Consider the following 24,901-nt stretch of genomic DNA (forward strand, 5'->3'; position numbering starts at 1 on the left):
CAACGAAAGCTGGCTGATCGAGCGGCACGGCCACCGCTCCCCGGCCCAGTTCCGACGCGACCGGATGGACCCCATGCCGCTGGCCGCATAAACGCAATCGGGTGTCTCAGGATCCGGGGGCGGTACAGTCAATCACCCACCCTTCAGTTGCGGCGCCGAGGACCGGGCCGGGGAGACGAGCCCGCCTACCCGTCGCAGGGCGACCCGGTCGCGTCGACCCGGCGCAGCACCCCGTCGGCGAGGAGCTGGGCGGCGGAGGCGTCGGTCTGGACCTGGATCGCGCCGCCCGGCTCGTCGAACCACGGCGCGGCGGAGCCGATCTTGACCGGCAGCGGCGTCTGGACGCGGAAGACCGAGTAGACGAGGTTGGCGCAGACCGTGGGCAGGGCGCGTGCGCCGAACGTCGCGCCCTTGGGGCTGAAGAAGCGGCCGTAGTCCGAACCGAAGCGGTCGAGGAGCACCCCCGCCGGCAGCACGAGATAGGTCTCGGGTCCGTCGAAGCCGTTGTCCGGGGGCCAGCGATAGTCGCCGTCCTGCACCCATTTCGGGCTGAGATCCGGCCGCGCGCCCTCGGGAAGGCTGGCGGTCGGGGCCGTCCCCGGCGTGCCGGCGCAGCCGGCGAGGAGGATGAATGCGAGAACCGCCAGATGCCGCATGATGGATCGCCCCGATCGCCTGTATCCTTCCCGATCCTTATGTCGTGATCGCCCTGCGAGCAAGCGCCCGGTCGCGACGCACTCGGCTTCCAGTCGGGGCGAGCGGCCAGGGCCATCGCGGGATCGTGAGCCGGCGGCACGGTTCCCGACGTTGCATTCGCGAAGCGATACCCCGATCTTGCCGCAACGCAACAAGGGAAGGGCCCGCCGATGGCCAGGATGTCGACCCTGCAAGACACGCCAACCGGCTACGGCACGGTCACCCGCGCCCTGCACTGGGGGATGGCGGCGCTTTTCGCCTGGCAGTTCGCCAGCGCGATCCTCCGGGTCGTCGCCGAGGACACCGCCATCGAGAAGTTCTTCTGGTCCACGCACTATTCCGTCGGCTTCACGCTTTGGGTCCTCGTCCTGCTGCGCGGCGCCTGGGGGCTCGCGAACCTGCGGCGCCGGCCGCGGCCCGAAGGGTCGGCGGCGGTGGCCAGGGCGGCGCGGCTGGGACATCTCGCGCTCTATCTCCTGATGATCGCCGTGCCGAGCCTCGCGCTGCTGCGTTCGGCCGGCAGCGGCCGCGGCCTCACGGTCTGGGGCGTCGAGGTCATCGCCCGCGGCGGCGAGCAGGTCCGCGCGCTGACGGCGCCGGGCAGCGCGCTGCACGCGCCGCTGGGCTGGGCCCTGCTCGTCCTGATCGTCGGCCATGTCGCGATGGCGCTCTGGCACGGGCACGTTCGGGGGGACGCCACGCTGACGCGCATGACCCGCGGATCGAGCGACCGACCGGCTGCGCAAGCCTGAAGCCCTCCCCCGGGGCAGGCGCCCCGACGGACCCTGACTCGCGCGCGATGCCGACCCTCGCGGAACCCGTCGGGCCGGGTCGGCGTTGACCTGCCGATCCGCAACCACGAGGTCCGCCATGAAGGGCGTCCTGGCCTGGCTGATCGGGATCCCGATCCCGATCATCATCATCCTCTACCTCCTCGACGTGTTCTAACGCCGGCCGAAAAACGACCGATTCGCGAGAGGCTGGCCTTCTCCGCGCAATCCGGCTAGACTACGCCGCAACGAGCCCGGACCGGAGCCAATCCGGCCGGCCAGAGGCGGTGCAGGCGGAATGGAAGGCAGGCTCCCTTGACCGAGATGGTCTATGGCGCGGCCCCGGCGAAGCCGGGCGAGCCGATCCTGCCGCATTGGTGGCGCACGGTCGACCGCTGGTCGCTCGCCGCGATCCTCGGGCTCTTTCTTGCCGGGATGCTGCTCGGGCTGGCCGCCTCGCCGCCGCTCGCGGTGAAGAACGGCCTGCCCGCGTTCCACTACGTCAGCCGCCAGGCCGCCTTCGGGGCGGTGGCGCTGACGGCGCTGGTCGTCGCGTCGATGCTGTCGCCGACGACGCTCCGGCGCCTCGGCGTGCTGGCCTTCGCGGGCTCGGTGCTGGCCATCGCGCTCCTGCCCGTGCTCGGCACCGACTTCGGCAAGGGCGCGGTCCGCTGGTATTCGCTCGGCTTCGTCTCGGTGCAGCCCTCGGAGTTCCTCAAGCCCGCCTTCGCCATCTTCGCCGCCTGGCTGATGGCGGCCGCCTACGACATCTCCGGCCCGCCGGGGCGGCTCCTCTCCTTCGTCGTCGCGGTGACGCTGACGGCGACGCTGGCGCTGCAACCGGATTTCGGGCAGGCGGGCCTCATCATCGCCACCTGGGGGCTGATGTACTTCGCCGCCGGCGCGCCGGTGTTCCTGCTCGGCGGCGTCGGCGCCGGCGTGATCGGCGCCGGCTGGTTCGCCTACCACAACTCCGAGCACGTCGCCCGCCGCATCGACGGCTTCCTCGCCTCCGAGGTCGATCCGCGCACCCAGATCGGCTACGCGACCAACGCCATCCAGGAGGGCGGATTCCTCGGCGTCGGCCCGGGCAACGGCCAGGTGAAGTGGATCCTGCCCGACGCCCACACCGATTTCATCATCGCCGTGGCGGCCGAGGAGTTTGGCCTCATCCTCTGCGTCGTCATCATGGCGCTCTACCTCACCATCGTCGTGCGCTCGCTGCTGCGCCTCGTCAGCGAGCGCGATCCGTTCACCCGGCTCGCGGGGACGGGGCTCGCCGTGCTGCTCGGGATGCAGGCGCTCATCAACATGGGCGTCGCGGTGCGGTTGCTGCCGGCCAAGGGCATGACGCTGCCGCTGATCTCCTACGGCGGCTCGTCGCTGATCGCCGCCTGCCTCGGGCTCGGCGCGCTGCTGGCGCTGACCCGCAAGCGGCCGCAGCACGACATCGACGACATCCTCGGGACCCGCTGACATGGACGCGCCGCTACTTGTCATCGCCGCCGGAGGGACCGGCGGGCACATGTTCCCCGCCCAGGCGCTCGCCGAGGAAATGCTGGCGCGCGGCTGGCGCGTCAAGCTCGCCACCGACGCCCGCGGCGCCCGCTACGCCGGCGGGTTTCCGCAGGCCGTCGAGCGACAGGTGACGGCCGCCGGCACCTTCGCCCAGGGCAGCTGGCTGGCGCGGATCGCCGCGCCCTTCGCCATCGCCTGGGGAACAATCTCCACGCTCTGGTCGATGCGCCGCGACCGCCCGGCCTGCGTCGCCGGCTTCGGCGGATACCCGGCGCTTCCGGCGATGATCGCGGCCGCCATCCTCGGGACGCCACGGCTGATCCACGAGCAGAACGGCGTTCTCGGCCGCGTCAACCGCAGCTTCGCCACGCGCGTCGACGCCGTGGTCTGCGGCGTCTGGCCGACGCCGCTGCCCGAGGACGCCCGCGCCTTCCACCTCGGCAACCCCGTGCGCGAGGAGGTGCTGGCGCAGGCCGATGCCCCCTACCTGCCCCCCGGGGATCATCCGATGGGGCTCCTCGTCATCGGCGGCAGTCAGGGCGCCGGCGTCTTCGCCCGCGTCGTGCCCTCGGCGATCGCGCTCCTGCCCGAGGAGATGCGTGCGCGGTTGCGCCTCTCCCAGCAGGTGCGACCCGAGGACATGGCCCGGGTGCAGGACGCCTATGCGGAGATGGGCGTGGCGGCCGACCTGCGCGGCTTCTTCGAGGACGTGCCGCAGCGCCTCGCCGAGGCGACGCTCGTCGTCTCGCGCGCCGGCGCGGGCTCGATCGCCGACATCACCGTGATCGGCCGGCCGTCGATCCTCGTCCCCTACCCTTTCGCCGCCGACGATCATCAGGCGGCGAACGCCGCCGGACTGGTGCAGGCCGGCGGCGCCTTCATGATCCGGGAGGACGAGCTGACGCCCGAGACCCTCGCCGGCCACGTCGCGGCGATCCTCTCCGACCCCGAGGGGGCCGAGGCGATGGCGGAGGCGAGCCGCGGCCGGGGCCGTCCCGACGCGGCGGCAGAACTGGCGGAACTGGTCGAGCGCCTCGGCGCCAGCCGGGCCCGCCTCGCCTCGCCGCGGGAGAAGCGGGCGTGACCGGCCGCGCAACGGCGCCGAACCCGCCCGCGAGAGGAACGAGCATGAACCGCCCGCGAGACGATCGCGCCTGAACCGCCCGCGAGAGGAGCGAGCATGAACGGACAAACCCGCCTTCCCCACGACATCGGCGCGATCCACTTCACCGGGATCGGCGGCATCGGCATGTCCGGCATCGCCGAGGTGCTGCTCAACCACGGCTTCGATGTGCAGGGCTCGGACACCAAGGCCTCGGCCATCACCGACCGGCTCGCCGAGAAGGGCGCGCGGATCTTCATCGGCCAGGCCGCCGAGAACCTCGGTGACGCCAGGGTCGTCGTCATCTCCACCGCGATCAAGCCCGGCAATCCCGAGCTCGACGCCGCCCGGGCGCGCAACCTCCCCGTCGTGCGCCGCGCCGAGATGCTCGCCGAGCTGATGCGGCTCAAGTCCTGCGTGGCCGTCGCCGGCACCCATGGCAAGACCACGACGACCTCCATGGTCGCGGCGCTCCTCGACGGCGGCGGCATGGACCCGACCGTCATCAACGGCGGCGTGATCCGCGCCTACGGCTCCAACGCCCGCATCGGCGCCGGCGAGTGGATGGTGGTCGAGGCCGACGAGAGCGACGGCAGCTTCAACCGCCTGCCGGCGCAGATCGCCATCGTGACCAACATCGACCCCGAGCACCTCGACCACTGGGGCGATTTCGAGAAGATCCGGGCCGCCTTCGACGCCTTCGTCTCCTCGGTGCCGTTCTACGGGCTCGGCGTGTGCTGCATCGACCACCCGGAAGTGCAGGCGCTGATGGGCCGCATCTCCGACCGGCGCATCACCACCTACGGCTTCAGCCCGCAGGCGGACGTGCAGGCGCGAAACCTCGCCTTCGAGAACGGCTCGGCCCGCTTCGACGTGGCGCTGAACGCCGAGGGCCAGTCGATCGAGGGGGCGATCCTGCCGATGACCGGCGATCACAACGTCTCGAACGCGCTCGCCGCCATCGCCGTGGCGCGGCATCTCGGCATCTCCCGGGAGGCGATCCGCGAGGCGCTCGCCGGCTTCGAGGGCGTGAACCGCCGCTTCACCCGCGTCGGCGAGTGGAACGGCGTCGCCATCATCGACGACTACGGCCACCATCCGGTCGAGATCGCCGCGGTCCTGCGCGCGGCGCGGCAGGCGACCAGGGGGAGGGTGATCGCCGTGCACCAGCCGCACCGCTACACCCGCCTGCGCGACCTCTTCACCCAGTTCTGCGCCGCCTTCAACGACGCCGACGTGGTGGCGATCACCGATGTCTACTCCGCCGGCGAAGCCCCGATCGAAGGCGTCAGCCGCGACACCCTGGTGGGCGGGCTGATCGCCCACGGCCATCGCCGCGCCCTGCCCCTCGCCGGCGAGGACGGCCTCGTCGATTTCGTCAAGGCGGAGTGCCGGCCGGGCGACATGCTGGTCTGCCTCGGCGCCGGCACGATCAGCGCCTGGGCGAACGCGCTCCCCGCACGGCTCGCGCAGCAGAACGGGGCGAAGGAGACCGTCGAGGCCTGATACGGCCTCCGCCCGAATGCCTCACGCCTGCATTGACGATTCAATCCCGACTCTTTTGCTTGGCATATGCGTTGTGCATACGTCGTGCATAGGGTGTGCATCGAAGGATCCGCCGTAAACCATTGACGCCGAAGTCTTCAGACGGAAACCGCATGAACCCGCCGCCGGGGCGGGGAGACGGTCGAACAAGTGCAACGGCGCCGTGCGCCGCGGACGGAACGGTGCCGTGCGCGCGACCTCGACGCGGCGCCTCGGTCCGTCCGCCGGCGGCGGCCGTCAGGCCGGCGGCGTCGGACGGAGGCGGCCGGCGCGGGGCCGCGGCGGGCGGACGTGGCGCGCCGGGACGGGCATGTTGTCGATCAGCCGCACCCCGTCGAGCCAGGCGGCCGCGAGCAGGCGGCATGGCGCGGTGAGATCATCGGCGGGCGCCAGGTCGTCGGCGCGCCGCAGCTCGAGGTACTCAACCCGCTCGAAGCCGGCCGCGAGGATCGCGGCCTCGGCCCCGCTCAGCGTCGCCGCGACCGGGGCGCCGTCGCTGGAGATCGCGGTGGCTGCGCGGTGGAGCGTGGCCGCCAGCGCCGACGCCACGACCCGGGCCTCCGGCGACAGCCGGACGTTGCGCGAGGACAGAGCCAGCCCGTCCGCCTCGCGCACCGTCGGACAGCCTACTATCTCCACCGGCAAATCGAGGTCGCGCGCCAGGCGACGCACGAGCAGCAACTGCTGGTAATCCTTCTCCCCGAAGAACGCCCGGTCCGCCCCCGTCTGGATCAGGAGCTTCGCCACCACGGTCGCCACGCCGTCGAAATGCCCGGGCCGGTAGGCGCCGCACAGGCCCTCGGAGATCCCCGCGACCGACACCGTCGTGGCGAACCCCTCCGGATAGATCTCCTCCGGCCGCGGCGCATAGAGCATGTCGACCCCGAACGGCGCGAGCTTGCGCGCGTCGTCCGCCTCGGTGCGCGGATAGGCGGCGAGGTCGGAGGCGCTGTCGAACTGCCGCGGATTGACGAAGAGCGTGACGATCACCCGATCCGCCCCCTCCTTCGCGGCGCGCACCAGGCTCAGATGCCCCTGGTGCAGCGCCCCCATGGTCGGAACGACGCCCACGCGCGCCCCGCCCGCCTTGCAGGCGGCGACCTGCGCGCGGAGGTCGGCCCGCGTGCGCACGATCTCGGGCGCGTCCATCTACGTGTCGGCGAAGACGTGCTCGGGCCCGGGAAAGGCCCGCGTCCGAACGTCGGCGGCATAGGCGGCGACGGCGGCCTCGGCCATCGCTCCGAGTTCGGCGTAGCGCCGCACGAAGGAGGGCCGGAACTCGGAGAAGATCCCCAGCATGTCGTCCACCACCAGGATCTGCCCGTCGCAGGCCGCCGAGGCGCCGATGCCGATGGTGGGCACGGGCGCCGCCTCGGTGATCCGGCGGGCGAGCGGCTCGGCCACCTTCTCCAGCACGACGGCGAAGGCCCCTGCCGCGACCACAGCCTGCGCGTCCGCCAGCACGCGCTCGGCGTCCGCGCCGCGTCCCTGCACCCGGTAGCCGCCGATGGCGTTCACCTGCTGCGGCATCAACCCGACATGCGCCATCACCGGAATCCCGCGGGCGACGAGGAAGGCGACGGTCTCCGCCATCGCGACGCCGCCCTCGAGCTTCACCGCGGCGCAACCGGTCTCGGCCATCACCCGCGCCGCCGCCGCGAAGGCCTGCGCCGGTCCCGCCTCGTAGGCGCCGAAGGGCAGGTCGACCACGACCAGCGCCCGGGGCCGCGCCCGCATCACCGCGCGACCGTGCAGGATCATCATGTCGAGCGTCACGCCGAGCGTCGAGGGCAGCCCGTGCACCACCATCCCGAGGCTGTCGCCGACGAGGATGACGTCGGCATGAGCATCGACGATCCGCGCCATGGGCGTGGTGTAGGCGGTGAGGCAGACCAGCGGCTCGCCGCCCTTGCGGGCGCGGACCACCGCCGGCGTCATTGCCCTCTTCGACCCCTCGGCGCTCATCGGCGTTCCCCCGGCCGCGATCTCCGGCTCTTCCGGGAGCATGTTTCCCGCGCCGCCGTCAAGCCCCGCGCCCCGCGGCGCACGGCGCGGCTCAACCCGGCGACAGGCCGCGCAGCCGCTCCGAGCGCCGGCGCAGCAACTCAAGCACGGTCAGGAGCGCGATCGAGATCACCACGAGAATGGTGGCGACCGCGAGGATCGCCGGCGAGATCTGCTCGCGGATGCCGTTCCACATCTGCCGCGGGATGGTCTGCTGGTCGTGCGCCGCGACGAAGAGCACCACCACCACCTCGTCGAACGACGTGACGAAGGCGAAGAGCGCGCCGGAGATCACCCCGGGCATGATCAGCGGCATCGTCACCTTGAAGAAGGCCCGCGTCGGCGAGGCGCCGAGCGAGAGCGCGGCGCGGTTCAGCGACTGGTCGAAGCCGACCAGCGTCGCGGTGACGGTGATGATGACGAAGGGGATGCCGAGCGTCGCATGGGCGAGGATGATCCCGAGATAGGAGTTGGCGAGCCCGGTCATCGAGTAGAAGAAGAACAGGCCGGTGGCGGTGATGATGATCGGCACGATCATCGGCGAGATCAGGATCGCCATGATCGTGCGCCGGTACGGCATCTCCGGCCGCGCGAGGCCGAGCGCCGCCAGCGTGCCGAGACAGGTCGCGAGGATCGTGGCGAAGAAGCCGATGATGAGCGAGTTCTTGGCCGCGTTGACCCAGGCGGCGTTGCGCCAGGAATCCGACCACCAGGCGGCGTCGCGCGGTGCGTCCGGCGCGGCCATGCCCATGGTCAGCAGCGTGTCGTACCAGCGCAGCGAATAGCCCTCGGGATCGAGCCGGAGCATCTTCTCGGTGAAGGTGAAGTAGGGCTCGGCGTTGAAGCTGAGCGGAATGATGATGAGGATCGGCGCGATCAGGAACAGGAAGACCAACGCGCAGATGGCGAGGTAGACCCACCGCCACAGACGCTCGAGCGGGGTCGCGTAAACCGGAAGCGCCATGTGCGTCACCCGAGCTTCATGTTGTCGACGCCGACGAGCCGGTCATAGACCCAGTAGAGCAGCAGCACCGCCGCGAGCAGCAGCGTCGCCAGCGCCGCGGCGAGCGACCAGTTGAGCGAGTTCTGCATGTGGAAGGCGATCAGGTTCGAGATCAACTGCCCCGAGGCGCCGCCGACGAGCGCCGGCGTGATGTAGTAGCCGACCGCGAGGATGAAGCACAGGAGCGCCCCCGCGCCCACCCCCGGCAGGGTCTGCGGCACGTAGACCCTGCGGAAGGCGGTCCACGAGGACGCGCCGAGCGAGCGCGCCGCGCGCACGTAGGACGGGTTGATGTTGCGCATCACCGAGTAGAGCGGCAGCACCATGAACGGCAGCAGGATGTGCGTCATGGCAATGACGGTGCCGGCCTGGTTGTACATGAGCGCGATGCGGCCGTCGTCGCCGATCACGCCGAGCGCGACGAGGGCGTTGTTGAGCACCCCCTGCCCCTGGAGGATCGCCATCCAGGCGGTGGTGCGCACGAGAAGCGAGGTCCAGAACGGCAACAGCACCAGGATCATCAGCAGGTTCGAGTAGCGCAGCGGCAGAGTCGCCAGCAGGTGCGCGATGGGAAACCCGAGCAGCAGGCAGATCGCCGTGATGAGCGCCGAGAGCAGGAAGGTCCGCTGGAACAGCGTCAGGTAGACTTGGCGCTCGGGGGCGACGCGCGAGATGCCGCCGTCGAGGTCGCGGAACCGGTCCGCGGCGGCGAGATAGAAGTTCGCCGTGTAGGGCGAGGACACGTTGCGCATCGTGTTCCACAGCTCGGGCTCGCCCCAGCGGCGATCGAGGTCGAGCATCGCCGCGCGAAAGGGCGCCTCGAGGTCGTCCGCCTTGCGCCCCGCCGAGGTGAAGAGCGAGCGCGTGCCCTGCATCTCGTAGTTCACCCGAGTGCCGACCGCGCCGATGGTGCGCGCCTCGGCCGCTGCCGCGAGGTCGGCGGCGAGCGCGGCGAAGGCGGCTTCGTCGGGCTCGGTCCCGACCGGGTTGGCGCCGAACCACGCGGTCGTCGCCGGCATGTTGGCGGAGAAGACCGGATTGTGCACCGAGCGGTGCAGCATCTGGCCGATCGGGATGACGAAGCTCGCCAGCACGAAGACGAGGAGCGGCGCGACGAGCAGGAAGGCCCGCCGCCGCGCCCGCCCCTGGGCGCGGGCGAGCGCCGCCTTGAGCGGCGTCCCGTCAGCCGCCGTCATCCGCTCCGGGGCATCCCTCGCGATTTCAGCCATACGCGCGCTCCGCGGCTGCGGCGGCGGGCCGGACCCGCCGCCGCTGTCGTCGTCAGCTGGCCAGCCAGGCGTTGAACCGCTCGTTGAGCTCGATGTCGTGGTCGGCCCAGAACTCGATGTCGGTCGTCAGCGCGTCGGCCATGTAGTCGGGATTGGTCGGCATGTGCGGACCCATCTCGGTCTTGCCGTCCTTGAACAGGCCGACCAGGGGCGCCGAGGACTTGCGCGCGGGTCCGTAGCTGATGAAGCTCGCCTGATCCGCCAACCGTTGGGTGTCCGTCGCCCACTTGATGAACTCCCAGGCCGCTTCCTTGTTCGGCGCGCCCTTGGGGATCACGAAGAGGTTGAAGTCGAGGATCTGGTTCGGCCAGAACAGCTCGAACGGCTGGTTCTCCGAGATCATGGCGTTGAAGATGCGGCCGTTATAGGCGGTCGTCATCACCACCTCGCCGTCGGCGAGCAGCTGCGGCGGCTGCGCGCCGGCCTCCCACCACACCACCTGATCCTTGATCGTGTCGAGCTTGGCGAAGGCGCGGTCGACGCCCTCGGGCGTGGCGAGCATGTCGTAGACCTCCGCTGGCGGCACGCCGTCGGCCATCAGCGCGAGCTCGAGCGCGTATTTCGCGCCCTTGCGCAGGCCGCGCTTGCCGGGGATCTTCTCGAGATCGAAGAAGTCCGCGGTCGAGGTCGGGGCCGTGCCGTCGGTGCGGTAGGCGATCAGCGTCGAATAGACGATGGTGCCCACGCCGCAGTCATAGAGCCCGCCCTCGATGAAGTCCTCGGCGGCGGGCGTCCCGTCCGCGCCGTCGGGCAACTCGTCGATCGCCAGCACCTCGAGCGCGCCCTCGTCGCAGAGCCGCACCAGATCCGATGGCTCGACGTCGGCGACGTCGATGGTGACGTTGCCCGCCTCGACCTGCGCCTTGATCGGCGTCGCCGGGTTGTCGGCGTCGACCGAGTTTATCTTGATGCCGGTCAGCGCCTGATAGGGCTTGTGGTAGGCCTCCATCTGGCTCGCGCCATAGGCGCCGCCCCACGAGACGACGGTGATCTCCTGCGCCGCGGCGGTGACGGCAAGGGACGCCAGCGCGCTGGTCAGGAACAGAAATCTCTTCATCTTGGCCTCTCTCCGGGTTGTCGTATTCGTATCCGGGCCTTTGGTTTGGCCCGTCTTCAGAGCGGGTCGAGCGCGCGCGCGTCGTGCGGCGCCCAGCCGATCGGCACGCGTTCGCCCGGCTCGAGCTTGCGCTGGCCGACGCTGTTGCGGCACTTCATCACGAAGTTGTCGTTCCCCGCGACCCGCATCCGCGTGCGGAAGACGTCGCCCATGTAGATGAACTCGAGCACTTCCGCCTCGACCGTGTGCACGCCGGGAGGGATGTTCTCCGGCTTGAACTCCACCCGCTCGGGACGGATCGAGACGGTGGTGCGCTCGCCCGGGCGGGTGACGTTGACGGGCGCCGCGTCGAGGATCTCGCCGGTGGCGAGGCGCACGGTGCACGCGCCCCCGGAGATGGTCTCGACCACGCCCTCGAGCGTGTTGTTCTCGCCGATGAAGCTCGCGACGAACCGGTTCTCGGGCCGCTCGTACAGCTCCTCGGGCGGCGCGAGCTGCTGGATGCGGCCGTCGTTGAACACCGCGACCCGGTCCGACATTGTCAGCGCCTCGCCCTGGTCGTGGGTGACGTAGACCACGGTCACCCCGAGCCGTTCGTGCAGGCGCCTGATCTCGAACTGCATGTGCTCGCGCAGCTGCTTGTCGAGGGCGCCCAGCGGCTCGTCCATCAGCACCAGCTCCGGCTCGAAGACGAGCGCGCGCGCCAGCGCGATGCGCTGCTGCTGGCCGCCCGAGAGCTGAGCCGGGCGGCGCGCGGCGAAGGCGCCCATCTGCACCATGTCGAGCGCGCGCTTCACCTTCGCCTCGATCTCGGCCCTGCCGAGCTTGCGCACCTCGAGCGGGAAGGCAAGGTTCTCGCCGACCGTCATGTGCGGGAACAGCGCGTAGTTCTGGAACACCATGCCGATGCCGCGCTTCTCCGGCGGCACCGAATTGATCGGCCGCCCCGCGAGGCGGATCTCGCCGTGGGTGGCGGTCTCGAATCCCGCCAGCATCATCAGGCAGGTGGTCTTGCCCGAGCCGGATGGCCCGAGCATGGTCAGAAATTCGCCCCTGCCGATGTCGAGATTGAGGTCTTTGACGACCAGCGTCTCGCCGTCATAGCTTTTCTGCACGTGCTCGAAGGCCACGAATGCTTCGTCGCCGCGTCCGGCGTTCATGCGACATCCCTGTTTCCGCGGCGGGGCTGCGCCCGCTTGCCGCGAACTAAACCACGTCGCCCGCCGAGACGCAAACCCCAACGCAGCCGGCGTCCGGCTGGGGAACGCCCGATCCGGCCATGCGCGAAAGCAGGGCCGGGGGCGTGGAGGCGCCCGGAAAACGGGCGCCTCACCCGGGCGCCGACGCGGAACGCCTCCAACCCGCTTGCGTTTCCTCGAACGCGGCTTCTACATGGACCCGGTTCAACGGGGGAGGCCGTCATCTCATTCTTCAACGAGATGTATGACGGCGAGACCCTGCGGGAGGCGTACGCATCCGTCGACGCCTGGGTGAAGCGGACCCCTCCCGAGGTCATCGCCCAGAAGCAGCAGGAGGCCGAGGCGCTGTTCCGCCGCATCGGCATCACCTTCGCGGTCTACGGCGAAGGCGGCGACGTCGAGCGGCTGATCCCGTTCGACATGATGCCGCGGGTCTTCACCGAACGCGAGTGGCGCAAGCTCGAGCGCGGCGTGAAGCAGCGGGCGCGCGCGCTCAACGCCTTCCTCCACGACGTCTACCACCGCGCCGAGATCATCCGCGCCGGGGTGGTCCCGGCCGACCTCGTCTATCGCAACGAAGCCTACGAGCCCGCCGTCGTCGGGATCGACCCGCCGGCCAGGGTCTATTCCCACATCGTCGGCATCGACATCGTGCGCACCGGGCCGGAGGAGTTCTTCGTCCTCGAGGACAACTGCCGCACCCCCTCGGGCGTCTCCTACATGCTGGAGAACCGCGAGATCATGATGCGGATGTTCCCCGAACTGTTCCGCTCGATCCGCATCGCGCCCGTGGACGACTACCCCGAAAAGCTCCGCCGGACGCTCGCCTCCGTCGCCCCGCCGAAATGCGAGAGCGAGCCGACCTGCGTCGTGCTCTCGCCGGGCTCGTTCAACTCGGCCTATTACGAGCACTCGTTCCTCGCCGACCAGATGGGCGTCGAACTCGTCGAGGGCCAGGACCTGTTCGTGCAGGGCGAGTTCGTCTGGATGCGCACGACCCAGGGCCCGAAGCGCGTTGACGTCATCTATCGCCGCATCGACGACAGCTTCCTCGATCCGCTGTGTTTCCGGCCCGATTCGATGCTCGGCGTGCCGGGGCTGATGAACGTCTACCGCTCGGGCGGCGTGTCGATCTGCTCGGCCCCGGGTTCCGGCGTGGCCGACGACAAGGCCGTCTACACATACGTGCCCGAGATGATCCGCTTCTACCTCGGCGAGCAGCCGATTCTGAAGAACGTGCAGACGTGGAAATGCGCCGACCCGGCCGACCGCATGCACGTGCTGGCGAACCTCAAGGATCTGGTGGTCAAGGAGGTGCACGGCTCGGGCGGCTACGGGATGCTGGTCGGGCCCGCCTCGACCGCGGAGCAGATCGCCGCCTATGCCGAGCGCATCAAGGCCGCGCCGGACGACTTCATCGCCCAGCCGACGCTGTCGCTGTCGACGGTGCCGACCTTCGTCGACAGCGGCCTCGCGCCCCGGCACGTCGATCTCCGCCCCTACTGCCTCGTCGGCCGCGAGGTGCACCTCGTGCCCGGCGGCCTCACCCGCGTCGCCATGCGCGAGGGCTCGCTGGTGGTGAACTCGTCGCAGGGCGGGGGCGTCAAGGATACCTGGGTTCTGGCCGACTGACATGCTGAGCCGCACCGCCGAAAGCCTCTACTGGCTCGCCCGCTACATGGAGCGGGCCGAGACCATGGCCCGCCTGCTCGAGGTCGGCTACCGCATGGCGATGATGCCCTCGGCCGCCGAGGGCTACCGCAACGAATGGGCCTCGCTCGTCGCCGCCGCAGGCTCGTCGGAAGGCTTCGAGGCCAAGTTCGGCGAGGACTACCGCCAGCGCGACGTCGAGTCCTGGCTGTTCTTCGACCGCGACAACCCTTCCTCGGTGATCGCCTGCATCGAGACCGCGCGGCAGAACGGCCGCGCCGTGCGCACCGCGCTCACCACCGAGATGTGGGACGCGCTGAACGGCGCCTTCCTCGAGATCGCCGGCATCGAGCGCGAGCCCCGCACCGAGGCGCTGCTGCCCAAGCTCTGCGAATGGACGAAGCGCCAGGGCGCGCTGCTGCGCGGCTCGACCGAGACGTCGCACCTCCAGAACGACGGCTACGACTTCCTCAACCTCGGCTACTATATCGAGCGCGGCGACAACACCGCGCGCATCCTCGACGTGAAGTACTTCGTCCTGCTGCCGACCACCGACATGGTCGGCGGCACGATCGACACCTACCAGTGGACGACGCTCCTGCGCTCGCTCTCGGCGTTCCGCGCCTTCCACTGGGCCTATGGCGGCGAGTACACGCCGCGCAAGATCGCCGACTTCCTGATCCTCAACCGCGCCTGTCCGCGCTCGCTCCTTCATTGCTCCGGCAAGGCCGACTTCCATCTCGCGCGGCTCGCCGGGGCCTATGGGCGCGCGACCTTCGCCCACGACCGCATCCGCGAGATCGTCGCCGATCTTTCCGACGCGCGGATCGAGGACATCATCGGCGAGGGCCTGCACGAGTTCCTCACGCGGTTCATCAACCGCAACGCCGCGCTCGGCCAGGACGTCGCCGACGCCTACCTGTTCGGGCCCCAGTGATGCGTCTCTCCGTTCGCCACCGCACCGTCTACGCCTTCGACGCGCCGATGCGCTGGATCGTGCAGAGCCATCGACTCACGCCCTCGGTCTGCGTCTCGCAGCGCACGATCGCCTGGAACGTCGCCGCCGACGGCGGCGAGATCGGGGCGAGCTTCGTAGACGGCGCCGGCGATGCGGTGCGAACGCTCACCATCGCCGGCCCGGTCGACCGGGTCGAAGTGCTGGTCGAGGGCGAGGTCGAGACCACCGACACCTCCGGCGTCCTGCGCAACCACCGCGAGGCGATTTCGCCGCGGGTCTATCTCGTCCCCACCGCCGCGACCCACCCCGACCGGCCGCTGACCGAACTCGCCGCCGCCGCCGTGAAGGGCGCGAGCGAGGACGACGCGCTCGGCCGCGCCCACCGCATCGCCGCCGCCGTCGCCGACGCGATCGAGTACGCCCCCGGCGCGACCGACGCCCACACCACCGCCGCCGAGGCGCTGGAGCAGGGCAAGGGCGTCTGCCAGGACCACGCCCACGCCGCGATCGCGCTCGCTCACCTCTGCGGCCTGCCCGCGCGCTACGCCGTCGGCTACCTCTTCGCCGGCGCCGGCGAGGACGGGGTCGAGGCGAGCCATGCCTGGGCCGAGATCTTCATCGCCGGCCTCGGCTGGGTCGGCTTCGACGTCGCCAACCGCTGCTGCCCGGACGACCGTTACATCCGCCTCGGCTCGGGCCGCGACGCCCGCGAGGCCGCGCCGATCCGGGGCATTTCGCGCGGCGGCGCCGTCGAGGCGCTCGACGTGGACGTGACCGTTTCCAGCTCGCCGTCCCGCTCGCAGACCCAGCAATGAGGCCGCCTGCATGACCTACTGTGTCGGCCTCCTGCTCGACGCCGGAATCGTCCTTCTCGCCGACACCCGCACCAATGCCGGGATCGACGACATCTCGATCTTCCGCAAGCTGTTCTTCTTCGAGCAGCCGGGCGAACGGGTGATCGCGCTGATGACGTCGGGCAATCTCTCGGTCACCCAGACGGTGATCGACAGGCTGACCCACGACGCCGAGCGCGCCGACGCGACGCCCGCGACCTCGATCCTGCTCGCCGAGACCATGCTCGACGTCGCCGAGATCGTCGGGCGCACGCTCTTCGAGGTCTCGGTCTCCATCCGTGGCCGGATGCGCCAGATGGATCAGGCGCCCTCCGCCTCGGCCTCCCTGATCCTCGGCGGCCAGCGCCGCGGCGGGGGGCTGCGGCTCTTCCTCATCTACCCCGAGGGAAACTTCATCACGGCGACCGACGACACGCCCTACCTCCAGATCGGCGAGTTCAAGTACGGCAAGCCGATCCTCGACCGGGTGGTGCGCCCCTCCACCTCGCTCGCCGAGGGCCGCAAGGTGGCGCTCCTCTCCATGGACTCGACGATGCGCTCGAACCTCTCGGTCGGAATGCCGCTCGACCTTGCGATCATCCGCCGGGACGAGCACCGGGTCGGCGTGCGCGAGCGCTTCGAGCCGGGCGACCCCCGCTTTTCCGAGATGTCCGACGCCTGGGGCCGCGCGCTCCGCACCGCTTTCCTCGACATGCCGGACTGACGCCAACGACCCGGGCGCCGGACCAGCGCCGGAGCCTTGTCGAAACCTGAAAAGTGACAAGGCGGATTCCTGCCCGATTCCAGCCGCGTTCCAGCCGGATAGTACCGGCGAGTCTACCAGGCCACCCGGCGCAGCACGGGCTAACACGCGTGATAGATATGGTAACTATCTGAGTACAAACGATAAAAGCGTCAAAGGCCAAAAAGCGCCCGCGAGTCGTTTCATGAGCCCGCCGGTATAAGATCACGCCTTTGCCGCCACTTGCCGCGCCCCGCCAGGGCAAGCGCCGTGACGCCGGCTCACCCCCGACCGCGGGCGGCTCCGGGCGGCGTTCATGCTTCGCAAAGCAACCCGTCTCGCGACGCGGGATCTGCCGGCGGTCCTGCGATAGTCTCCGTGCGCGTCCCCCGGGTTGGGGACGGCGCGCGAGGGGGTCCGCATGTTCGACAACTACGTATCGCTCGGCCACAATTGCGAGGGAGCCTTCCAGTTCCGCCGCCTGCTCGGCCGGGACGTCGCCTATTATTTCAACTGGCTGGTGACGCCGCTCGACGCGCTCGTCGAGATCCTGCGCGCCGACTTCGCCGGAGCCTATCGGCGCGAGAACCTCGAAGTCACCCAGGACGTCGGCATGATCCTCGACCGCGGCTACGGCATGAAATACCACAGCGCCTACCGCAAGGAACTCGGCCGCGCGCTCGAAGGTCCGCGCTTCGAGGAACTCTACACCGAAAGCGCCGCCAAGTACGCCATGCTCGCCGACCGCTTCCGCACCCTGGCCGCCTCGCCGAACCGGGTGCTCTATGTGGTCAAGACCGCCCACGAGGCCGCCCGGGAAAAGGCGCTGGAACTGCGCGACCTCCTCGCCGGACGCTACCCCGACCACGACTTCGAGGTCGTGCTCCTCCAGACCGCCGACCGCGCCGAGGCCGACTGGGGCGAGCCGCGGCTGCACAACCGCTACCTGGACCGCTTCGCCGATCCCTCGCGGGCCCACGACGGCCATCTCCCCTCCTGGGACCGCGTCTTCGCCGAGTTCCCCCTCCGCCCCGGGGCCATGGCCCGGGCGGTCTGATCTCAGGCCCCCGGCATCGCCGTCTCGACCAGCCGCACCCAGTAGCTCGCGCCATAGGGGATGAGATCGTCGTTGAAGTCGTAGGCCGGGTGATGCAGCGCCGCGGTCGGACCGTTGCCGACGAAGACGAACGCCCCCGGCCGCGCCTCGAGCATGAAGGCGAAGTCCTCGCCCCCCATAAGCGGCGGCGCGTCGGCGTCGACCCGGGCCTCGCCCACCACGTCCGTCGCCACCCGCGCGGCGAAGGCGGCGCAGGCCGCGTCGTTCACCATGACCGGGTAGTTGCGCTGGTACTCGAACCGCGCGGTCGCGCCGTAGGCGCGCGCGGTCCCGTCGATCACCTCGCCCATCCGCCGCTCGATCAGGTCGCGCATCTCCGGCGACAGGGTCCGAACGGTGCCGAGCAGGTCCACCCGTTCCGGGATGACGTTGAAGGCGTCGCTCGCGGTGCGGAACGAGGTGACCGAGACGACGCCCTCCTTCAGCGGGTCGACGTTGCGCGCCACGATCGATTGCAGCGCCATCACGATCGCCGAGGCCGCGAGCGTCGGGTCGACGGCGCCGTGCGGCATCGCCGCGTGCCCGCCCTTGCCGACGACCTCGATCAGGAAACGATCCGCCGCGGCGAGCATCGGCCCGGGCCGCACCGCGAAGTCGCCCACCGGGAGGTCGGGCAGGTTGTGCATCCCGAACACCTGCTGGATCCCGAATCGCTCCATCATGCCGTCGCGGACCATCTCGCGCCCGCCGCCGCCGCCCTCCTCGGCAGGCTGGAAGATCACCGCCACGGTTCCGTCGAAGGCGCGGGTCTCGGCGAGGTGCTCGGCCGCGGCGAGCAGCATCGTCGTGTGCCCGTCGTGACCGCAGGCGTGCATCCTGCCGGGCGTCTGCGAGGCCCAGGACGCCTGCGTCGTCTCCTCGATCGGCAGCGCATCCATGTCGGCGCGCAACCCGATCACCCGGCCCGAGCCCGTCGACCGGCCCCGGATCAGCCCGACGACGCCGGTCCGGCCGATGCCGGTCACGACCTCGTCGCAGCCGAACTCCGCCAGCTTCTCCGCCACGATCCCCGCCGTGCGCAGCACGTCGAACTCGAGCTCGGGATGGCGATGAAGGTCGCGCCGCCACTCGGCATGGACGGACGCGCGGTCGGCGAGGCGGTTCAGGACGGGCATCGGGGCGGCCTTCGATGGATCGCGGCCCGGCCGGCCGCCCGGCGCGACGGACCCGCCTCCCGGCTGAAGGATGACCGCCTCTCGCAATCTGCGGAGGGCTACCCCGAGCGTCAAGCCGGATTCCTCCCTGCGCCTCCCGGCACATTCCCCGTTGTGGGAAGGTGTTTCTTGCTGTTTACTTTCGGGCAATGGCGCCGCCGGAGCGATCCGAGAACGGCGCCTGCGCCGTGACGCTCGGCAGGGAGCCACCAATGCTCGACGGACCCGCGCCGGTCCTGGAAGTCAGCGATCTTCAGACCGTGTTCCAGATGCGCGACGGCGCGGTTCACGCGGTGAACGGCGTGAGTTTCGCCATCGCGCCGGGCGAGCTTCTCGGCGTCGTGGGCGAGAGCGGCTCCGGCAAGTCCGTCACCATGATGTCGCTGATGCGGCTCCTGCCCTCGCCGCCCGCGAGAATCGTCGGCGGCGAGATCCGCTACCAGGGCCGCGACGTGCGGCGCATGTCCGACGCCCAGATGCGCGAGCTGCGGGGCGGCGAGATCGGCTTCGTCTTTCAGGATCCGATGACGAGCCTGAACCCGGTCTTCACCGTGGGCTACCAGCTCGTCGAACCGCTGCGCGTCCATCTCGGCCTGTCGAAATCCGCCGCCCGCGCCCGCGCCGCCGAGCTCCTGAAACTCGTCGGCATCCCCGACGCCGCCCGCCGGCTCGACGACTATCCGCACCAGTTCTCGGGGGGCATGCGCCAGCGGGTGATGATCGCCATGGCGCTGTCCTGCGACCCCAAGGTGCTGATCGCCGACGAACCGACCACCGCGCTCGACGTGACGATCCAGGCGCAGATCCTCGAGATCGTGCGCGACCTGCGCCAGAAGCTCGGGATGGGGATCATCTGGATCACCCACGACCTCGGCCTCGTCGCCGGCATCGCCGACCGGGTGATGGTCATGTACGCGGGGCAGGTCGTCGAGCACGGACCGGTCAAGGCGATCTTCTCGGACCCGCAGCACCCCTACACCCGCGCGCTGCTGGCCACCGTGCCCTCGGTCACCGGCCCGAGGGCGACGCGGCTCAGGACCATCGAGGGACAGCCGCCGATCCTGCTCCAGTATCCCCGCGCCTGCCCCTTCGCGCCGCGCTGCCGCCACGCCTTCAACCGCTGCCGGGTCGAGAACCCGACGCGCATCCCGGTCGGCGAGGGTCACGACGTCGCCTGCTGGTGGGATCCGGCCACCGACGAGCCCCGCCATGTCTGACGCCGCGACCCCCCTGCCCCGCGCCGCCGAGCCGCTCCTGCGCGTCGAGGGGCTGAAGATGCACTTCCCGATCTACAAGGGGGTGCTCCGCCGCAGGGCCGGCGCGGTCAAGGCGGTCGACGACATCACCTTCTCCGTTGCCGAGGGCGAGACGCTCGGGCTCGTCGGCGAGTCGGGCTGCGGCAAGTCCACCGCCGGCCGGGCTATCCTGCGGCTCTACGAGCCAACCGCCGGCGCGATCGTGCTCGAGGGCCGCGACATCGCCCATCTGGAAGGCGACGCGCTGCGCACCCTCCGGCCGAAGATGCAGATGATCTTTCAGGATCCGCAGGCGAGCCTGAACCCGCGCATGACCGTGGGCTCGATCATCGCCGAGCCGCTCGACGAGCATACGCGCCAGTCCCGCGCCGCGCGCCGCGCCCGCGTGACGGAGCTGATGGACGCCGTCGGCCTCAACCGGACCTTCGTCAACCGCTACCCGCACGAGTTCTCCGGCGGTCAGCGCCAGCGCATCGGCATCGCCCGCGCGCTCGCGCTCAACCCGAAGTTCATCGTCTGCGACGAGCCGATCGCCGCGCTCGACGTCTCGATCCAGGCGCAGGTGGTGAACCTTCTCGAGGACCTCCAGCAGCAACTCGGGCTCACGTACCTCTTCATCAGCCACGACCTGTCGATGGTGCGCCACCTCGCCACGCGGGTCGCGGTGATGTACCTCGGCAAGCTCGTGGAGATCGCCGCCCGCGAGACGCTCTACGACCGCCCGGCCCATCCCTATACCCAGGCGCTGATTTCCGCCGTCCCGAGCCCGAACCCGGAGATCGAGGCGAAGCGGCGGCGGATCGTGCTCAAGGGCGACGTCCCGAGCCCGTCCAACCCGCCGCCGGGCTGCGCCTTCTCGACCCGGTGCCCCAGGGTGTTCGACCGCTGCCGGATCGAGACGCCGCCCCTCTACGACCTCGGCGGGGGCCACAGGGCGGCGTGCTTCCTTGCCGAACCCGCGGCGCGCGCGGCATGAGCGCCCGCCGCCACCATCAACCGCGAAGGAGCGATTCATGACACTGCGACACATGCTGACTGGGGCCGCGGCGCTGGCGCTCCTCGCGCCGGCCGCCCATGCCGAGCGCGGATCGGACGGCCAGGTCAACGTCCTCTACTGGCAGGCCGTCTCGATCATGACGCCCTACCTCTCCTCCGGCACCAAGGACCTCGAGGCGGCGAGCCTCGTTCTCGAACCGCTCGCCCGCTTCGGCCCGGACGGCCAGCTCGTCCCCTACCTCGCGGAAGACATACCGACGCTCGAGAACGGCGGCATCTCCGAGGACCTGACCACCATCACCTGGAAGCTCAAGGAAGGGATCCTCTGGTCCGACGGCACGCCCGTCACCGCCGACGACGCCGTCTTCACCTGGCAGTACTGCACCGACCCGGACGGCGGCTGCGCGCAGCTGCCGAACTTTGGCGACGTCGCCAGCGTCGAGGCCGTCGACCCGCAGACGATCAAGGTGACGTTCTCGGTGCCGAAGCCATACCCCTACGGGCCGCTCGTCGGCGCGCAGTCGCCGCTCATCCAGAAGGCGCAGTTCGCCAACTGCCTCGGCGTCGCCGCCCCGACCTGCACCGAAGCCAACACCAAGCCGATCGGAACCGGGCCCTTCGTCGTCGACGACTTCAAGGCCAACGACGTCGTCGTGCTCTCGGCCAACCCGAACTTCCGCGACCCGGAGAAGCCCGCTTTCGCCAACATGGTGCTGAAGGGCGGCGGCGACGCGGCCTCGGCGGCGCGCTCCGTGCTCGAGACCGGCGAGTTCGACTACGCCTGGAACGCCCAGGTCGAGCCCGAGATCCTCACCGCCATGGAGGCGGCCGGCAAGGGCAAGGTCGTCTCCGCCTTCGGCACGCTGGTCGAGCGCATCCAGGTCAACCAGACCGACCCCGACCCCGCCCTCGGCGAGGAGCGCTCCACCGTCAAGCACCCGCACCCGATCCTGACCGACGAGAACGTGGTCAAGGCGCTGTCGCTCGCCATCGACCGGGCGATCCTCATCGAGACGGGCTACGGCGCTGCGGGCCAGATGACCTGCAACCTCGTGCCCGCGCCCGAATACAACGCCTCGACCAACAACGACTGGTGCAAGACCCGCGACGTCGACCAGGCCAACAAGCTCCTCGACGAGGCGGGCTGGATGATGGGCTCCGACGGGGTCCGCGAGAAGGACGGCAAGCGCCTGTCGCTGCTGTTCCAGAGCTCGACGAACTCCGTTCGCCAGGCGGCGCAGGCGCTGATCAAGCAGGACTGGGCCCAGATCGGCGTCGAGACCGAGCTGCGCAACATCGACGGCGGCGTCTTCTTCGGCGGCGACCCGGGCTCGCCCGACACCTTCCAGAAGTTCTTCGCCGACGTCGAGATGTACGCCAACAACTTCGACGGCACCGACCCGGAGAAGTATCTCGGCGACTGGGTCTGCTCCCAGGCGCCGAGCATCGAGAACCAGTGGCAGGGCAACAACACCTCCCGCATGTGCAACCCCGACTACGACGCGCTGCACGCCGAGCTCGGCAAGACCGCCGGCCAGGACGCCCGCGCCAAGATCGCGATCGAACTCAACGACATGATCGTCAACTCGCCCTCGTTCATCCCGCTCGTCCACCGCGGCCGCGTCTCGACCAAATCGAACGCGCTCGGCGGCGTGATCATGAACCCGTGGGACAGCGAACTCTGGAACGCGGCCGACTGGTACCGCGAGAAGTCCTGACCTGAAGCGCGGCCCGGGCGGTATCCCCCGTCCGGGCCCGGCGGCCGAGGAGGGATCACATGTTCGCCTACGCGCTGCGACGGCTCCTGTTCGCCATCCCGACGCTGCTCGTCATCAGCTTCATCATCTTCGCGCTGCTCGACCTCAGCCCGGGGGACCCGACCGCCAACCTGCCGCTCACCATTCCCGCCGAGGTCCGCGAGCAGATCCGCATCTCGCTCGGCCTCGGCGAGCCCTTCCACATCCGCTACGTCAAGTGGCTCGAACAGTTCTTCGTCAACGAGCCGCTGCACCTGATCGAGCAGGCGACCGGCTGGAGCTTCGGCGAGGGCCAGCGGATGCGGGTGATCTCCTGGCAGACCCGCTCGCCCGTGACCGATCTGATCCTCGAGCGCCTGCCCCAGACGTTGTGGGTGGTCGGCCTCTCCTACCTCGTCGGCATCCTGATCGCGATCCCGATCGGCGTGATCTCGGCCTACCGGCAGTATTCGTGGTTCGACCAGTTCGGCACGCTGTTCTCGATGATCGGCTTCTCGGCGCCGACCTTCTTCACCGGCCTGCTCTTCATCGTGATCTTCTCGGTCTGGCTCGGCTGGCTGCCCTCGATCTACGACACCAACCTGCGGGTGACGAACGCCCAGACCCTGTGGCTCCAGATCAGGCAGATGATCATGCCGGTGATGGTGCTCGCGCTGTTCAACGCGGCGCAGCTCAGCCGCTTCATGCGCGCCTCGATGCTCGACAACCTCGGCCAGGAATACGTCCGCACCGCCCGCGCCAAGGGCCTGCGCGAACGGGCGGTGATTCTGATCCACGTGCTCCGGAACTCGCTGATCCCGGTCGTCACCGTGATCGCGCTCGGCATCCCGACGATCTTCGGCGGCGCGATCATCACCGAGCAGATCTTCCGGGTGAACGGCATCGGCCAGCTCCTCATCACCGGCATCCAGGGCGCCGACATTCCGCTGGTGCAGACCCTGACCTTCATGTTCGCGGTGCTGATCGTGCTCTTCAACCTGGTCGCCGATCTCCTCTACGGCATGCTCGACCCGAGGATCCGCTATGAGTGACGCGAGCGTCGGCGCGCCGCAGATTGACGCCCCCCAGCGCAGCCTCTGGTCCGACGTCTGGGTCGCCTTCCGCCGCCACCGCGGCGCCATGCTCGGCGTGGTGATCTTCACCGCCATCGTGCTCTGCGTGGTCTTCGGCCCGATGGTCTACGGAACCGACCCGCAGTTCATCGACGTGCGCGCCCGCAACGCGCCGCCGTCGCTCGTGCATCCAATGGGCACCGACAACATCGGCCGCGACATCTTCGCCCAGGTGCTCCAGGGCGGGCGGGTCTCGATGCTCGTCGGCGTCGTCGCGATGCTGATCTCGCTGGTGATCGGCACGCTGATCGGCGTCCTCGCCGGCTATTTCCGCCGCCTCGACGGCCCGCTGATGCGCATGACCGACCTCTTCCTCGCCCTGCCGCTGCTGCCGCTCCTGCTCGTCGCGATCATGCTCTTCCGCGACACGCTGCGGGTGCTGTTCGGCCCCGAGGCCGGCATCTTCCTCCTCATCGTGTTCCTGATCGGGATCACCTCGTGGATGCAGACGGCCCGCATCGTCCGCGGCGACGTGCTGGCGCTCAAGGAACGCGAATTCGTGCTGGCGGCGAAGTCGATCGGCACACCCTCGCGCCGGATCATCCTGCGCCACATCCTGCCGAACGTGCTGTCGCCGATCATGGTCTCCGCCACCATCGGCGTCGCCGGGGCCATCATCACCGAAAGCGCGCTCAGCTTCCTCGGCCTCGGCTTCCCGCCCGACTTTCCGACCTGGGGCCGGCTTCTCTACGACGGCAAGGACTTCATGACGCTGACGCCCGCCCGCGTCCTCTGGCCCGGCCTCGCGATCTCGCTCACGGTGCTCTCGATAAACTTCGTCGGCGACGGCCTCCGCGACGCGCTGGATCCGCGCATCCGCGGACGCTGATCGTCCGCGGGCTGGCGCGCGGCTCGGGTTCAGATCTCGCCCCGCACGAGTTGCCCGACGAAGTCGCGAGGCTTCGGATTGGCAAGCGTCTCGGCGACGGCCGTGGCGGTCGCGGCCCCGGTCGTGACCGCCGCCTTGGTCTCCCGGACGACGCGCGCCGCGACGGTGGCGGCCTGGGTCTGGGCGGTCTTGACGGCGCGGGCGGTGGCCGCCTGGTTGGCCTCGCTGATCGCGATCAGGTCCTCGGTCTTTTCCTTCGACCCGCGCGAGCTGCCGAACTCGTAGGCGAACGCGTCGCTCAGCATCTTGAGAAG

At 70.0% G+C, this 24,901-nt stretch carries 23 protein-coding genes; 14 read left to right on the top strand and 9 right to left on the bottom strand.

The window, feature by feature from the left end; translation table 11 throughout:
* Positions 1-185: 185 nt before the first annotated feature.
* Positions 186-656, bottom strand: coding sequence for a TNT domain-containing protein (locus KBA23_RS08760; RefSeq protein ID WP_290739512.1), 471 nt, complete (start codon positions 654-656; stop codon positions 186-188).
* Between the two features lie 219 nt (positions 657-875).
* Between KBA23_RS08760 and KBA23_RS08765 the strand changes: the two genes are divergently transcribed.
* The 4 genes from KBA23_RS08765 to murC all read left to right on the top strand — a co-directional run bounded on the left by KBA23_RS08765 (position 876) and on the right by murC (position 5,592).
* Positions 876-1,448 carry a cytochrome b gene (locus KBA23_RS08765; RefSeq protein ID WP_290739515.1) on the top strand — a complete coding sequence of 191 codons (573 nt, stop codon included), beginning with the start codon at positions 876-878 and terminating at the stop codon, positions 1,446-1,448.
* Between the two features lie 333 nt (positions 1,449-1,781).
* Entirely contained in the window at positions 1,782-2,942 is a 1,161-nt protein-coding gene (locus KBA23_RS08770; RefSeq protein WP_290739518.1) for a putative peptidoglycan glycosyltransferase FtsW, read from the top strand.
* A gap of 1 nt (position 2,943) precedes the next feature.
* Positions 2,944-4,068: a UDP-N-acetylglucosamine--N-acetylmuramyl-(pentapeptide) pyrophosphoryl-undecaprenol N-acetylglucosamine transferase gene (locus KBA23_RS08775; protein ID WP_290739521.1), complete on the top strand. Its 1,125-nt coding sequence runs from the start codon at positions 2,944-2,946 to the stop codon at positions 4,066-4,068.
* Between the two features lie 96 nt (positions 4,069-4,164).
* Positions 4,165-5,592: a UDP-N-acetylmuramate--L-alanine ligase gene (gene murC / locus KBA23_RS08780; protein WP_290739524.1), complete on the top strand. Its 1,428-nt coding sequence runs from the start codon at positions 4,165-4,167 to the stop codon at positions 5,590-5,592.
* A gap of 276 nt (positions 5,593-5,868) precedes the next feature.
* On the opposite strand, the gene panC is transcribed toward murC, so the two are convergent.
* From panC to KBA23_RS08810, 6 genes are all read right to left on the bottom strand, one after another.
* Complete coding sequence (gene panC / locus KBA23_RS08785; RefSeq protein ID WP_290739527.1) at positions 5,869-6,780, bottom strand: pantoate--beta-alanine ligase; 912 nt, start codon at positions 6,778-6,780, stop codon at positions 5,869-5,871.
* Positions 6,781-7,569, bottom strand: a complete 789-nt coding sequence (panB, locus tag KBA23_RS08790; protein ID WP_290739530.1) for a 3-methyl-2-oxobutanoate hydroxymethyltransferase — start codon at positions 7,567-7,569, stop codon at positions 6,781-6,783.
* 118 nt (positions 7,570-7,687) lie between these two features.
* The gene (locus tag KBA23_RS08795) at positions 7,688-8,599 is read right to left on the bottom strand and encodes an ABC transporter permease (RefSeq protein ID WP_290739533.1); all 912 of its coding nucleotides are present in this window, start codon (positions 8,597-8,599) and stop codon (positions 7,688-7,690) included.
* Positions 8,600-8,604: 5 nt separating this feature from the next.
* Positions 8,605-9,867: an ABC transporter permease gene (locus KBA23_RS08800; RefSeq protein ID WP_290739536.1), complete on the bottom strand. Its 1,263-nt coding sequence runs from the start codon at positions 9,865-9,867 to the stop codon at positions 8,605-8,607.
* A gap of 52 nt (positions 9,868-9,919) precedes the next feature.
* Entirely contained in the window at positions 9,920-10,984 is a 1,065-nt protein-coding gene (locus KBA23_RS08805) for an ABC transporter substrate-binding protein (protein ID WP_290739539.1), read from the bottom strand.
* Positions 10,985-11,040: 56 nt separating this feature from the next.
* On the bottom strand, positions 11,041-12,144 hold the full coding sequence (locus KBA23_RS08810) for an ABC transporter ATP-binding protein (protein ID WP_290739542.1): 1,104 nt from the start codon (positions 12,142-12,144) through the stop codon (positions 11,041-11,043).
* A gap of 279 nt (positions 12,145-12,423) precedes the next feature.
* Between KBA23_RS08810 and KBA23_RS08815 the strand changes: the two genes are divergently transcribed.
* From KBA23_RS08815 to KBA23_RS08835, 5 genes are all read left to right on the top strand, one after another.
* Positions 12,424-13,815, top strand: a complete 1,392-nt coding sequence (locus tag KBA23_RS08815; protein WP_290739545.1) for a circularly permuted type 2 ATP-grasp protein — start codon at positions 12,424-12,426, stop codon at positions 13,813-13,815.
* A 1-nt stretch (position 13,816) separates the two neighbouring features.
* Entirely contained in the window at positions 13,817-14,770 is a 954-nt protein-coding gene (locus KBA23_RS08820; protein WP_290739548.1) for an alpha-E domain-containing protein, read from the top strand.
* A complete protein-coding gene (locus tag KBA23_RS08825; protein WP_290739551.1) occupies positions 14,770-15,606 on the top strand; it encodes a transglutaminase family protein in 837 nt (278 codons plus the stop codon). Before KBA23_RS08820 ends, KBA23_RS08825 begins: the two co-directional genes overlap by 1 nt.
* 10 nt (positions 15,607-15,616) lie before the next feature.
* The gene (locus KBA23_RS08830) at positions 15,617-16,348 is read left to right on the top strand and encodes a peptidase (RefSeq protein ID WP_290739554.1); all 732 of its coding nucleotides are present in this window, start codon (positions 15,617-15,619) and stop codon (positions 16,346-16,348) included.
* Between the two features lie 439 nt (positions 16,349-16,787).
* Complete coding sequence (locus KBA23_RS08835) at positions 16,788-17,423, top strand: DUF1796 family putative cysteine peptidase (protein ID WP_290739557.1); 636 nt, start codon at positions 16,788-16,790, stop codon at positions 17,421-17,423.
* Positions 17,424-17,425: 2 nt separating this feature from the next.
* On the opposite strand, the gene KBA23_RS08840 is transcribed toward KBA23_RS08835, so the two are convergent.
* Positions 17,426-18,598, bottom strand: coding sequence for a M20 aminoacylase family protein (locus KBA23_RS08840; protein ID WP_290739560.1), 1,173 nt, complete (start codon positions 18,596-18,598; stop codon positions 17,426-17,428).
* Positions 18,599-18,849: 251 nt separating this feature from the next.
* Here KBA23_RS08840 and KBA23_RS08845 point away from each other — a divergent pair, with 251 nt between their 5' ends.
* Genes KBA23_RS08845 through KBA23_RS08865 form a run of 5 tightly spaced genes read left to right on the top strand, consistent with a single transcriptional unit; the run spans position 18,850 to position 24,587 of the window.
* Positions 18,850-19,854, top strand: coding sequence for an ABC transporter ATP-binding protein (locus tag KBA23_RS08845; RefSeq protein ID WP_290739563.1), 1,005 nt, complete (start codon positions 18,850-18,852; stop codon positions 19,852-19,854).
* Positions 19,847-20,869: an ABC transporter ATP-binding protein gene (locus tag KBA23_RS08850; protein ID WP_290739566.1), complete on the top strand. Its 1,023-nt coding sequence runs from the start codon at positions 19,847-19,849 to the stop codon at positions 20,867-20,869. The genes KBA23_RS08845 and KBA23_RS08850 overlap by 8 nt, the downstream gene beginning before the upstream one ends.
* A gap of 37 nt (positions 20,870-20,906) precedes the next feature.
* Positions 20,907-22,607 (top strand): peptide ABC transporter substrate-binding protein, encoded by a 1,701-nt coding sequence (locus KBA23_RS08855; protein WP_290739569.1) that lies wholly within the window; start codon positions 20,907-20,909, stop codon positions 22,605-22,607.
* Positions 22,608-22,666: 59 nt separating this feature from the next.
* Positions 22,667-23,677 carry an ABC transporter permease gene (locus KBA23_RS08860; RefSeq protein ID WP_290739572.1) on the top strand — a complete coding sequence of 337 codons (1,011 nt, stop codon included), beginning with the start codon at positions 22,667-22,669 and terminating at the stop codon, positions 23,675-23,677.
* Positions 23,670-24,587, top strand: coding sequence for an ABC transporter permease (locus KBA23_RS08865; RefSeq protein ID WP_290739575.1), 918 nt, complete (start codon positions 23,670-23,672; stop codon positions 24,585-24,587). Before KBA23_RS08860 ends, KBA23_RS08865 begins: the two co-directional genes overlap by 8 nt.
* Before the next feature lie 29 nt (positions 24,588-24,616).
* On the opposite strand, the gene KBA23_RS08870 is transcribed toward KBA23_RS08865, so the two are convergent.
* Positions 24,617-24,901, bottom strand: a 285-nt coding sequence (locus tag KBA23_RS08870; RefSeq protein ID WP_290739578.1) for a hypothetical protein, incomplete at its 5' end; no start/stop codon positions are given.

It is taken from the genome of Amaricoccus sp. (assembly GCF_017995835.1).
Classification (GTDB): domain Bacteria; phylum Pseudomonadota; class Alphaproteobacteria; order Rhodobacterales; family Rhodobacteraceae; genus Amaricoccus.

Bases quoted from the DNA above. Each gene is read 5' to 3' on its own strand.
- KBA23_RS08760 (WP_290739512.1), bottom strand. From the start codon at position 656: ATGCGGCATCTGGCGGTTCTCGCATTCATCCTCCTCGCCGGCTGCGCC.
- KBA23_RS08765 (WP_290739515.1), top strand. From the start codon at position 876: ATGTCGACCCTGCAAGACACGCCAACCGGCTACGGCACGGTCACCCGC.
- KBA23_RS08775 (WP_290739521.1), top strand. From the start codon at position 2,944: ATGGACGCGCCGCTACTTGTCATCGCCGCCGGAGGGACCGGCGGGCAC.
- murC (WP_290739524.1), top strand. From the start codon at position 4,165: ATGAACGGACAAACCCGCCTTCCCCACGACATCGGCGCGATCCACTTC.
- panC (WP_290739527.1), bottom strand. From the start codon at position 6,780: ATGGACGCGCCCGAGATCGTGCGCACGCGGGCCGACCTCCGCGCGCAG.
- panB (WP_290739530.1), bottom strand. From the start codon at position 7,569: ATGACGCCGGCGGTGGTCCGCGCCCGCAAGGGCGGCGAGCCGCTGGTC.
- KBA23_RS08795 (WP_290739533.1), bottom strand. From the start codon at position 8,599: ATGGCGCTTCCGGTTTACGCGACCCCGCTCGAGCGTCTGTGGCGGTGG.
- KBA23_RS08800 (WP_290739536.1), bottom strand. From the start codon at position 9,867: ATGGCTGAAATCGCGAGGGATGCCCCGGAGCGGATGACGGCGGCTGAC.
- KBA23_RS08805 (WP_290739539.1), bottom strand. From the start codon at position 10,984: ATGAAGAGATTTCTGTTCCTGACCAGCGCGCTGGCGTCCCTTGCCGTC.
- KBA23_RS08810 (WP_290739542.1), bottom strand. From the start codon at position 12,144: ATGAACGCCGGACGCGGCGACGAAGCATTCGTGGCCTTCGAGCACGTG.
- KBA23_RS08815 (WP_290739545.1), top strand. From the start codon at position 12,424: ATGTATGACGGCGAGACCCTGCGGGAGGCGTACGCATCCGTCGACGCC.
- KBA23_RS08820 (WP_290739548.1), top strand. From the start codon at position 13,817: ATGCTGAGCCGCACCGCCGAAAGCCTCTACTGGCTCGCCCGCTACATG.
- KBA23_RS08825 (WP_290739551.1), top strand. From the start codon at position 14,770: ATGCGTCTCTCCGTTCGCCACCGCACCGTCTACGCCTTCGACGCGCCG.
- KBA23_RS08830 (WP_290739554.1), top strand. From the start codon at position 15,617: ATGACCTACTGTGTCGGCCTCCTGCTCGACGCCGGAATCGTCCTTCTC.
- KBA23_RS08835 (WP_290739557.1), top strand. From the start codon at position 16,788: ATGTTCGACAACTACGTATCGCTCGGCCACAATTGCGAGGGAGCCTTC.
- KBA23_RS08840 (WP_290739560.1), bottom strand. From the start codon at position 18,598: ATGCCCGTCCTGAACCGCCTCGCCGACCGCGCGTCCGTCCATGCCGAG.
- KBA23_RS08845 (WP_290739563.1), top strand. From the start codon at position 18,850: ATGCTCGACGGACCCGCGCCGGTCCTGGAAGTCAGCGATCTTCAGACC.
- KBA23_RS08850 (WP_290739566.1), top strand. From the start codon at position 19,847: ATGTCTGACGCCGCGACCCCCCTGCCCCGCGCCGCCGAGCCGCTCCTG.
- KBA23_RS08855 (WP_290739569.1), top strand. From the start codon at position 20,907: ATGACACTGCGACACATGCTGACTGGGGCCGCGGCGCTGGCGCTCCTC.
- KBA23_RS08860 (WP_290739572.1), top strand. From the start codon at position 22,667: ATGTTCGCCTACGCGCTGCGACGGCTCCTGTTCGCCATCCCGACGCTG.
- KBA23_RS08865 (WP_290739575.1), top strand. From the start codon at position 23,670: ATGAGTGACGCGAGCGTCGGCGCGCCGCAGATTGACGCCCCCCAGCGC.